The organism is Polaromonas sp. (assembly GCF_029945685.1).
In the GTDB taxonomy this organism is placed as follows: domain Bacteria; phylum Pseudomonadota; class Gammaproteobacteria; order Burkholderiales; family Burkholderiaceae_C; genus Polaromonas.
This window is the reverse complement of record NZ_JAQSDA010000028.1, coordinates 416,038-426,634: the sequence shown is the minus strand read 5'-3', so window position 1 is coordinate 426,634 and position 10,597 is coordinate 416,038. Positions and strand designations below refer to the sequence as shown.

At 61.8% G+C, this 10,597-nt stretch carries 9 protein-coding genes; 6 read left to right on the top strand and 3 right to left on the bottom strand.

Translation table 11 applies throughout. The annotated features are described in order from the left end of the window. Positions 1 to 182: 182 nt before the first annotated feature. Together PSV26_RS22615 and PSV26_RS22610 are read right to left on the bottom strand one after the other, a co-directional pair. A complete protein-coding gene (locus PSV26_RS22615) occupies positions 183 to 857 on the bottom strand; it encodes a response regulator transcription factor (protein ID WP_188706535.1) in 675 nt (224 codons plus the stop codon). Between the two features lie 309 nt (positions 858 to 1,166). Beyond that, complete coding sequence (locus PSV26_RS22610) at positions 1,167 to 1,667, bottom strand: MarR family winged helix-turn-helix transcriptional regulator (RefSeq protein WP_300511971.1); 501 nt, start codon at positions 1,665 to 1,667, stop codon at positions 1,167 to 1,169. 165 nt (positions 1,668 to 1,832) lie between these two features. On the opposite strand from PSV26_RS22610, the gene recA reads away from it, so the two are divergent. Both recA and recX read left to right on the top strand, forming a co-directional pair. Continuing rightward, a complete protein-coding gene (gene recA, locus PSV26_RS22605; RefSeq protein WP_300574303.1) occupies positions 1,833 to 2,948 on the top strand; it encodes a recombinase RecA in 1,116 nt (371 codons plus the stop codon). Between the two features lie 107 nt (positions 2,949 to 3,055). After that, positions 3,056 to 3,529, top strand: coding sequence for a recombination regulator RecX (recX, locus tag PSV26_RS22600; protein ID WP_300574301.1), 474 nt, complete (start codon positions 3,056 to 3,058; stop codon positions 3,527 to 3,529). 86 nt (positions 3,530 to 3,615) lie between these two features. Here recX and argC read toward each other — a convergent pair whose 3' ends face one another. Further along, positions 3,616 to 4,539, bottom strand: a complete 924-nt coding sequence (gene argC, locus PSV26_RS22595; RefSeq protein ID WP_300574299.1) for an N-acetyl-gamma-glutamyl-phosphate reductase — start codon at positions 4,537 to 4,539, stop codon at positions 3,616 to 3,618. Between the two features lie 196 nt (positions 4,540 to 4,735). On the opposite strand from argC, the gene sucC reads away from it, so the two are divergent. From sucC to PSV26_RS22575, 4 genes are all read left to right on the top strand, one after another. After that, positions 4,736 to 5,896 (top strand): ADP-forming succinate--CoA ligase subunit beta, encoded by a 1,161-nt coding sequence (gene sucC / locus PSV26_RS22590; RefSeq protein ID WP_300574297.1) that lies wholly within the window; start codon positions 4,736 to 4,738, stop codon positions 5,894 to 5,896. 15 nt (positions 5,897 to 5,911) lie between these two features. Then, entirely contained in the window at positions 5,912 to 6,805 is an 894-nt protein-coding gene (gene sucD, locus PSV26_RS22585) for a succinate--CoA ligase subunit alpha (protein ID WP_300511977.1), read from the top strand. A 143-nt stretch (positions 6,806 to 6,948) separates the two neighbouring features. Then, on the top strand, positions 6,949 to 7,641 hold the full coding sequence (locus PSV26_RS22580) for a TerC family protein (RefSeq protein WP_300512167.1): 693 nt from the start codon (positions 6,949 to 6,951) through the stop codon (positions 7,639 to 7,641). Positions 7,642 to 7,889: 248 nt separating this feature from the next. Further along, complete coding sequence (locus PSV26_RS22575; RefSeq protein WP_300574295.1) at positions 7,890 to 10,592, top strand: CHASE2 domain-containing serine/threonine-protein kinase; 2,703 nt, start codon at positions 7,890 to 7,892, stop codon at positions 10,590 to 10,592. Positions 10,593 to 10,597: the final 5 nt, after the last annotated feature.

Genomic DNA, 10,597 nt, shown 5'->3' with positions numbered 1-10,597 from the left:
GGGGCCCTGTTTTTCCGCCGGGCCGCCCCAAGGAAAAATGCGCCCCCTCGGGGGGCAGAGAGCTACACGCAGTGAGCGAGCGTGGGGGCCCTGTTTTTCCGCCGGGCCGCCCCAAGGAAAAATGCGCCCCCTCGGGGGGCAGAGAGCTACACGCAGTGAGCGAGCGTGGGGGCGTCATCTCTCTAGCCGGGGATTTTTTCGAGGCAGTAGCCGAGGCCGCGCACCGTGGCAATGCGCACCGGGCCCTTTTCGATCTTCTTGCGCAGCCGGTGGATGTAGACCTCGATCGCGTTGTTGCTGACTTCCTCGCCCCATTCGCACAGGCGTTCGACCAGCTGGTCCTTGCTGACCAGGCGGCCGGCACGCTGCAGCAGTACCTCGAGCAGGCCGAGCTCGCGCGCCGACAGCTCGACCATCTGCCCGTCGATGGTCGCCACGCGTCCGGCCTGGTCATAGACCAGTGGGCCGTGCTTGATGGTGCTGCTGGCGCCGCCCATGCCGCGCCGGATCAGCGCGCGCACCCGCGCTTCGAGTTCCTGCAGCGAGAAGGGTTTGGCCATGTAGTCGTCGGCGCCATAGTCCAGGCCCTTGACGCGTTCCTCGACGCTGTCGGCGGCGGTCAGGATCAGCACCGGCATGGCCGAGCCGCGCGCACGCAGGCGCTTGAGCACTTCGAGCCCGTGCATGCGCGGCAGGCCCAGGTCCAGGATCAGGAGGTCGAATTCGGTGTTGGTCAGCAGCGCGGCATCGGCTTCGGTGCCGCTGGCCACATGGTCGGCCGCCGCGCCGGAAGCCCGCAAGGTGCGCAGCAAACCGTCAGCCAGCACCTGGTCATCTTCGGCAATCAAAATACGCATGTCTGTCTCCTGAAGGGGTCCCTGGCGCGGTCCGGCGGAACGTACAGGGCGAAACGGCTCTGGGGCTGTTTTCCAAATTCTAGGCTTTTATCCCCTGTGGTTTGCTGACGGAATGGCCTCCCGCGCTTTTCACTGCGCGTCATGCGCTACGTCAATGCCTTTCTTCTGTCTTTCCAAGGCAGCGGGCGAAGTTAGGGGCAGAGGTCCTGCCAAGCAGGGGCCGCGGGTCCGGCTTTGCCGGCCCGCAGGCGCAGCGGCCCCCTCGGGGGGCAGGGAGCTACGCGAAGCGAGCGACCGTGGGGGCCACATTCACCCAGCATAGGCTTCCAGCCCCAGCGCGACGACCGTGGCCACGTCGGTGCCCACGGCCTGCCGGAACTCGGCCTCGGCCTGGGCCACCGCGTCGCGAAAGGCCTGCAGCCAGAGCAGGCCGGCGGCGGTGAACACCACTGTACGGGCGCGCCTGTCGTGCGGGTCGGGTTCACGCGTGACCAGGCCCCAGGCCTCGCACTGGTCCACCAGGTCGCCCATGGCCTGTTTGCTCATGCCCGCGCTCTGCGCCAGGTCGGTCAGGCGCGAGCCGCCTACTGCCAGGTGCCGAGTGATGTGGATGTGCGCTGCGCCCACCTGCGCGCGCGCCGCCAGGTTCGACAGCGCCAGCGGCACGTCCACATTGCGCGCCATCAGCACCAGCACCCGCTCGTCAAAACGCCGCAGGGCGTGGCCCAGCAGGCGGCCCAGGTGGGTGAGGCGCCAGTTTTCCTCGTCAGCGGGGGGGCTCACGGGTGCGGGAACGGGACTGGAATCCATGCGGAAATGATAAGCCCAATTAATCAGGCAAACTGACTAAAATGAGGGTTTACTTATTTATATAGCGGCCATAAAGTACTGGTCATGCACCCAGTACTGTGATTAAAAGCAGAGCTGGAAGCCCCGCAAAAGTTTTCAAGCCCAACTGACCTCAAGGAGTTTTCCATGGACCTGCCGAACAAGACCAACCCCGCCCTGAACACTGAAAAGGCCAAGGCCCTGCAAGCTGCCCTGGCCCAGATCGAAAAACAGTTCGGCAAGGGCACCATCATGAAGCTGGGCGCCGGCGAGGTGATTGAGGACATCCAGGTGGTCTCCACCGGCTCGCTGGGCCTGGACATTGCGCTCGGCGTCGGCGGCCTGCCGCGCGGCCGGGTGGTGGAGATCTACGGCCCGGAATCGTCCGGCAAAACCACGCTGACCCTGCAGGTGATTGCCGAAATGCAGAAACTTGGCGGCACCTGCGCCTTTGTCGATGCCGAACATGCGCTGGACATCCAGTACGCGCAGAAACTCGGCGTGAACCTGCAGGATCTCCTGATCAGCCAGCCCGACACCGGCGAGCAGGCCCTGGAAATTGTCGATTCGCTGACCCGCTCCGGCGCGGTTGACCTGATCGTGGTTGACTCGGTCGCGGCGCTCACGCCCAAGGCCGAACTCGAAGGCGAGATGGGCGACTCCCTGCCCGGCCTGCAGGCCCGGCTGATGAGCCAGGCGCTGCGCAAGCTGACCGCCCACATCAAGAAGGCCAACTGCATGGTCATCTTCATCAACCAGATCCGCATGAAGATCGGCGTGATGTTCGGCAGCCCCGAAACCACCACCGGCGGCAATGCACTGAAGTTCTACGCCTCGGTACGCCTGGACATCCGCCGCATCGGCTCGATCAAGAAGGGTGAAGAGGTGGTGGGCAACGAAACCCGCGTCAAGGTGGTCAAGAACAAGGTGGCGTCACCGTTCAAGATGGCGGAGTTCGACATCCTCTACGGCGAAGGCATCAGCCGGCTGGGGGAGGTGCTGGACCTCGGTGTGGCCGGCCACATCGTCGAGAAAGCCGGTGCCTGGTATGCCTTCAACGGCGAAAAAATCGGCCAGGGCCGCGACAACTCGCGTGAATTCCTGAAAGAAAACCCGGAACTGGCGACGGAAATCGAAAACAAGGTGCGCGAGTCACTGGGCATTCCCTTGATCCAGGAGGCGGTCGGCAACAAGCCGGAAAAGGCGGAGAAGGCCGAAAAAGCAGACAAGGCCGATAAAGCGCCCAAAGTCGCTGCCGTCTGAAAAGACCGGGCTGGTGTGCCGGGTTGAATGCCAAATCCGGCCCCAGCCCTTGCCTGTAAAGCGCGAGCAGCTATCAAAACAGTAGTTATTGAGGGCGAAATGTGGGCATGACTCCGGACAAAACTCCCGCGGCAGCGGGTTTCGGCCTGTCCCTCAAGGGCCGGGCCTTGCGTTGTCTCGCACAACGTGAGCATTCGCGCACCGAGCTGGAGCGCAAGCTGGCGGCCCATGCCGAGTCGCCCGAGCAGCTGGCCCAGGTGCTCGACGATCTGCAGGCCAAGGACTTCATCAGTGAGGCGCGGGTGGTGGAGTCGGTCATCAACCGACGCGCCGCGCGTTTTGGCGCCGCCCGCATCCGCCATGAGTTGCAGGGCAAGGGTCTGGCGCCCGAGGCGGTGGCTGAAGCCGTCAGCAGCCTCAAAGCCAGCGAAGTCGAACGCGCCCGCGAGGTCTGGCGCAGGAAGTTCGGCGCGCCGGCGGCCGACGCGGCTGCGCTCGGCAAACAGATGCGTTTTCTGGCGGCACGCGGTTTTGGGGCGGAGGCGATTCGCCGTGTAGTGTCGCAGGCCGATGAGGACTGACAACGCTCACCCCTGAAGAGTGCGGGCCAAATCGACCCCCCAGTCCAATAGGTGCGGGCGCCAACAGCTACAAAATATGTAGCATCCTACAGGCCCAGCATCAGTTCCAGGTTTTGCACCGCGGCACCCGACGCGCCCTTGCCGAGGTTGTCCAGCCGGGCAATCAGCACGGCGTGGCGGAACTCCTCATTGCCGAACACCCGCAATTCCATCTTGTTGGTGTCGTTCAGCGCAAGCGCGTCGATAGCCGTGTTGTCACCCACGGGCTCGACCGTGACCCACTGGCTTCCCGCGTAGTGGCGCGCCAGCGCGTCCTGCAACTGCGCCGCCGTCGGCTGGCCAGGCAGCAGGTCCAGGTGCAGCGGCAGCTGTACCAGCATGCCCTGCTTGAAGTTGCCGACCGAAGGTGTGAACACCGGGCGGCGGCTCAAGCCGGTGTATTTCATGATTTCCGGCAGGTGTTTGTGCTTGAGATTCAGGCCGTAGATCTGGTACGGCGGCGCCTTGCCGGTTTCATAGTCTTCAATCATGGTGCGTCCACCACCGGAGTAACCACTGACTGCGGGTAGGGTCAGCGGGTAGTCGCGGGGCAGCAGGCCGGCATCGACCAGCGGGCGGATCAGTGCGATGGCGCCGGTCGAATAACAGCCGGGGTTGGCCACGCGGTCGGCATGGGCGACAGCTTCGCGCTGGCCGGCGGCGAGTTCCGGAAAACCAAAGACCCACCCTGGTGCAGTGCGGTGCGCCGTCGAGGCGTCGATGATCTTCGGGCCCTTTTTGCCGCTGCTGCGCGCCAGGTCATCGATCATGGCCACCGATTCACGTGCGGCGTCATCGTGCAGGCACAACACCACCAGGTCGACCGTGCCCATCAGCGCGCGCTTGGCCGCAGCGTCCTTGCGCAGCTCGGGCGCGATGCTGATCAGCTCGATGGCAGGCATGGCTTGCAGGCGTTCCCGGATCTGCAAACCCGTGGTTCCTGCTTCGCCGTCGATAAATACCTTGGCCATGTGGCTTGTTCCTGTGGAAAGTGCTGATGGGGGCGTGTAAGTGGCGCACAAGAATTGTGCATCGCAACATGATACAGTTCTGCGCTGCTGCGTGCAGTGACCGATGGCGTTACATTTTGGTGAATTCTGCGGAAATGTTGCAGATTGACATCACTTCGGTGAACGCCCCTTTTTACCGACTCCTGGAAGTAATTTCATGAAAATTCACGAGTACCAAGGCAAGGAAATCTTGCGCAACTTTGGTGTCCCCACTCCACGCGGTATTCCTGCGTTCACCGTGCAAGAAGCAGTCGAAGCCGCGCAGAAACTGGGCGGGCCGGTCTGGGTGGTCAAGGCCCAGATCCACGCCGGTGGACGTGGCAAGGGCGGCGGCGTCAAGCTGGCGCGCAGCATCGAAGACGTGAAAAAACTCGCCGGCGAGATCCTCGGCATGCAGCTGGTCACGCACCAGACTGGCCCGGAAGGCCAGAAGGTCCGCCGCCTGTACATCGAAGACGGCGCCGACATCCAGAAGGAATACTACGTTTCCATCGTGACCGACCGTGCCACCCAGAAGGTGGCCTTTATCGCGTCGAGCGAAGGCGGCATGGACATCGAGGAAGTCGCGCATTCCACCCCGGAAAAGATCATCACCGAATTCATCGATCCGCTCACCGGGCTGAGCGACGCGCAGGCCACGAAGATCGCCAACGGCATCGGGCTGCCGGCAGAGTCCACCGCCCAGGCCGTGGACGTGTTCCAGAAGCTCTACAAGTGCTACATGGACACCGACGCGTCGCTGGTGGAAATCAATCCACTGAACCGCGACAGCAAGAACAAGCTCATCGCCCTGGACGCCAAGTTCAACTTTGACCCGAACGCACTGTTTCGCCACCCCGAAATCGTGGCCCTGCGCGATCTGGACGAGGAAGATCCGGCCGAAGTCGAGGCATCCAAGTTCGACCTCGCCTATATCTCCCTGGACGGCAACATCGGTTGCCTGGTCAACGGCGCCGGACTTGCCATGGCAACCATGGACACCATCAAGCTGTTCGGCGGCGAGCCAGCCAACTTCCTGGACGTCGGCGGTGGCGCCACGGCCGAAAAAGTCACCGAAGCCTTCAAGATCATGCTGAAAAACCCTGATGTCAAAGGCATCCTGGTCAACATCTTCGGCGGCATCATGAAATGCGACACGATTGCAGACGGTGTGATCACCGCCTGCAAGGTCGTGAACCTCTCGGTTCCGCTGGTGGTGCGCATGAAGGGCACCAACGAAGACCTGGGCAAGAAAATGCTGGCGGAATCCGGTCTGCCCATCATTGCCGCAGACACCATGGCTGAAGCTGCGACCAAAATCGTGGCTGCCGTCAAGTAAGCCAGGAGAACCAACATGTCGATCTACATCAACAAAAACACCAAAGTCATCACGCAGGGCATCACCGGCAAGACCGGTCAGTTCCACACCCGCATGTGCCGCGACTACGCCAATGGCAAGGAATGCTTTGTCGCAGGCGTGAATCCGAAGAAAGCCGGCGAAGACTTCGAGGGCATCCCGATTTTTGCCAACGTGACGGAAGCCGCCAAGGCTACCGGCGCCACGGTGTCGGTGATCTACGTGCCGCCAGCCGGCGCTGCTGCAGCGATCTGGGAAGCCGTGGAAGCCAACCTGGACCTCGCGATCTGCATCACCGAAGGCATCCCGGTGCGCGACATGCTGGAAGTGCGCAACCGCATGAAGGCCAAGGAAGCGGCTGGCGGCAAGAAAACCCTGCTGCTGGGCCCCAACTGCCCCGGCCTGATCACGCCCGAAGAAATCAAGATCGGCATCATGCCCGGCCACATTCACCGCAAGGGCCGCATCGGCGTGGTCAGCCGCTCCGGCACGCTGACCTATGAAGCCGTGGCCCAGCTGACCGAAATCGGCCTGGGTCAGTCCAGCGCCGTCGGCATTGGCGGCGACCCGATCAATGGCCTGAAACACATCGACGTGATGCGCGCCTTCAATGACGACCCGGACACCGATGCGGTCATCATGATCGGCGAAATCGGCGGACCGGACGAGGCTGAAGCGGCCATCTGGTGCAAGGCCAACATGAAAAAGCCTATCGTCGGCTTCATCGCCGGCGTGACCGCCCCTGCCGGCAAGCGCATGGGCCATGCCGGCGCGCTGATCTCCGGCGGCGCCGACACGGCGGACGCCAAGCTGGCCATCATGGAAGAGTGCGGCTTCACTGTGACGCGTAACCCTTCAGAAATGGCCAAATTGCTCAAGGCTTTGCTGTAAGGCGCTGACGCCGCGAAATCGCGTAAGCATTATTACGAACGGGGCCGATGCCCCCATTCGGGCTAAACTCTAAAAAACAAAAAAGCGCTCTCATCGGCGCTTTTTTTCATACATAACAACAGGAGCTAGTCATGATTTTCGGAATGGACCTGACGTCCCCCATTTTCTGGAGTGCTTTCGGCTCCATCCTGCTGGCGAACATTGTCCTGTCCGGCGATAACGCCGTGGTGATTGCCATGGCCGCCAGAACGCTGCAGCCCGCGCAGCGGAACAAGGCCATTTTCTGGGGCAGCGCTGCCGCCATCGTGATGCGGATCATCCTGACCATCGTCGCGATCCAGCTCCTCACACTGCCTTACCTGAAGATCATTGGCGCAATCCTTCTGGTTTACATCGGCGTGGACCTGCTCAACGGAGACGATGAAGGTGAGGGTGAGGGCAAGGAAATCAGTGGCATGGCCTCTGCCATTCGTACCATCCTGATCGCCGACCTGGTGATGAGTCTGGACAATGTGCTGGCCGTTGCAGCGGCGGCCAAAGGAAACTTGCCGTTGCTGGTCATGGGTCTGTTGGTCAGCATTCCGTTGATCATTTTTGGTGCCACCTTGCTGACCAAGGTCATGGAGCGTTTTCCCATCATCATCACCATCGGCGCTGCCTTGCTGGGTTTTCTGGCAGGCGAAATGCTGCTGACGGACCCCGCCGTCGTCACCCGCTTCGGGGTGATTGGCGAGCAGTTCGTGACCATCGGCGGAATTGTCGGAGCCGCGCTGGTGGTGGCTTTGGGTACGTATATGCAAAAACGACGCGCACGGGACTCTGAAGCGCAGGCCTGAACCGTCCCCTTGCCCGCCCCCTCCCCCTGGGTGCCGACACCGCGGCCGCGAGCCAGCGGCACCAATTTGCAACACAAGCCTTTGGCGGTGTGCAAAAGTCCCTTGTCCGGGTTCTTGGCGTCTGTTAATGTCCGAAGGTGGCGAATTTGTAACCCGCTTGTAACGCTGGTCGGGTGACAGGTGCGCAGAAAAGAGGCCGGCGCGGCTGGCGCTCGGTCTGGCGAACCAGGACAAAAGGCGGGACGGACGTGGCCACATCATCAAACAAGCGCAGGCAATTCTGGCAAGCCGACTGGTTTGTGGGCGTGCTTGTGGTGTTGGCCGTCCTGGCACTGCACAGCGCGACCGACTTTTTCGCCACACTCGAGCGCCGCTATTACGACTTTGCCAGTACCAGCACGTCGCGCCCGCCTTCAGACCGCATTGCCATCATTGCTATCGACGACCAAAGCATCGCCAACATTGGCCGCTGGCCGTGGCCGCGTGATGTGCATGCCCAGCTGATTGACCAGCTGGCTGCGGCCAAGGTCAAGACCATTGCGCATACCGCTTTCTTTTTCGAACCGCAGACCGACCGCGGGCTGGTGTTCATCCGCAAGATGAAAGAAGCGCTGGGGCCGGGTGTTGTTCCTGCCGATCCCGCCGCTCCCCAGGACAGCCTCAACCAGCAACTGGGCAAGGTGATTGCCGAAGCGGAGATTGCGCTCGACACGGACGCCAAACTGGCCGCGAGCATGGCCAAGGCCGGCAATGTGCTGGTGCCCTCGGTTTTTGTGCTGGGTGAGCCCCAGGGCAAGCCGGATCCCTTGCCCGCCTATGCCCTCAAAAGTGCGGTGGACGAGCCGGGCGGGTTCTCACTGCCTGCCGTCCGGGGCCAGCAGCCCATAGAGATCATCGGCAGCAGTGCGGCGGGCATCGCCCATTTGAACCAGCTGCCCGACGTGGACGGCGCGGTCCGGCAGGAGCCGCTGCTGATCAACTATGGCGGCAAGGCGGTCCCGTCCATGGGATTGCTTGCCGCTGTCAAAAGCCTGAACCTTGCCTCGACCGATATCAAACTTAATGCCGGGGAATCGGTGCAGATCGGCAAGTTGCGCATAAGCACGGATGAGGCGGCCCTGATGTTGCCTCAGTTCTACAAGGGCCGCGACGGCCGGCCCGCTTTCGCTGTGGACTCTTTCTATGACGTGTTGTCCGGCAAGATTCCAGCGGGCAAATACACCGACAAGATTGTGATCATTGGGGCCACTGCCGCTGGCGTCGGCACCCAATTTCCTACACCGGCCGGACCTGGACTGTCCCCGGCGGAGACCATTGCCCATATCACCTCCAGCATTCTCAGCGAACACTTCCTTGTCCAGCCCGCCTGGGGCATCTGGGCCACACTGGGTGTCTTGCTGGTTGTGGCCGCCTACCTGATTGCTGGTCTGCCGCGCCTGTCCGCAGGCAAGGCCGCTGTCATGACGCTGCTGCTGTTCGTCGTGCTGCTGGTGATCGAGTTCGGTTTGTTGTCGGCTGCCGCGACCTGGCTCAAGCTGGTGTTTCCGGCCGCGCTGCTGGTGATTGGCCACCTGGCACTGACCACCAAGCGTTTCCTGATGACCGAGGCCGGCAAGCTCAAGTCCGACGAAGAGTCAGCCGAAACCAACCGCATGATGGGTCTGGCCCTGCAGGGGCAGGGGCAACTCGACATGGCTTTCGACCGGTTCCGCCGCGTTCCTTTCACCGACGCGCTGATGGACAACATGAACAACCTCGCGCTTGATTTCGAGCGCAAGCGGCAATTCAACAAGGCCCAGGCGGTGTACGAATACATGGCCAGCTACAACAAAAATCACAAGGACCTGCAGTCCAGACTCAATCGCGCGAAGAACCTCTCGGAGACCGTCATTCTGGGTGGTGGTGGAGCGCATCCCGGGGGCACCATGCTTCTTGACGGCGGCGGTGTCGAGAAGCCCATGCTGGGCCGCTATCAAGTGGAAAAAGAGCTGGGCAAGGGGGCGATGGGGGTTGTTTACCTGGGCAGGGATCCCAAGATCGGGCGTGTGGTGGCGATCAAGACCATGGCCCTGAGCCAGGAGTTTGAGGGCGACGAGTTGACGGATGCCCGAGAGCGCTTTTTCCGCGAGGCCGAAACAGCAGGCCGCCTGCAACACCAGAACATCGTGACCATTTTTGATGCCGGCGAAGAGCATGACCTGGCCTACATCGCGATGGAATTCCTCAAAGGCAAGGACCTGCTGGATGTCACCAAGGACGGGCAGTTGCTGCCAATTTCCAAAGTGCTTTCAATTGTGGCGCGGGTTGCAGAGGCGTTGGCTTATGCGCACAAACAGAACGTGGTGCACCGCGACATCAAGCCGGCCAACATCATGTACGACCCCGACAGCGATACCGTCAAGGTGACCGACTTCGGCATTGCGCGCATCACCGACTCGAGCAAAACCAAAACCGGACTGGTACTCGGTACCCCGAGTTTCATGTCGCCCGAGCAGATCGCGGGCAAGAAGGTTGATGGTCGTTCAGACCTCTATTCCCTGGGGGTGATGCTCTACCAGATGTTGGCGGGTGTCTTGCCTTTCCGCGGTGACTCCATGGCCGAGTTGATGTACAAGATTGCCAATGAGCCGGCACCGGATATTCGCGTGATCCGCCATGAATTGTCCGCTCGGCTGGCGGATATCGTTGCGTTGTCGCTGAGCAAAAGGCCTGAAATGCGGTACCAGGATGGAGACCAGTTTGCCGCCGATTTGCGTGCCGCCATTGTCGAGCTGTCGGCCGTAACCACAGGCCTTCCGGTTCCCGCCGGTGCCATCACCCAAAGTCCCGATGGCGGTGAAAAGACGGCAGTGTTTGCAGCCGGCGACAATCCTGCTTTTGCCCGCACCATTGCGGCCCCCTCCTTGCCGGATCCTCCGGCCAGCGTTGATGCTACAGATTTGAAGCCATAACAAAA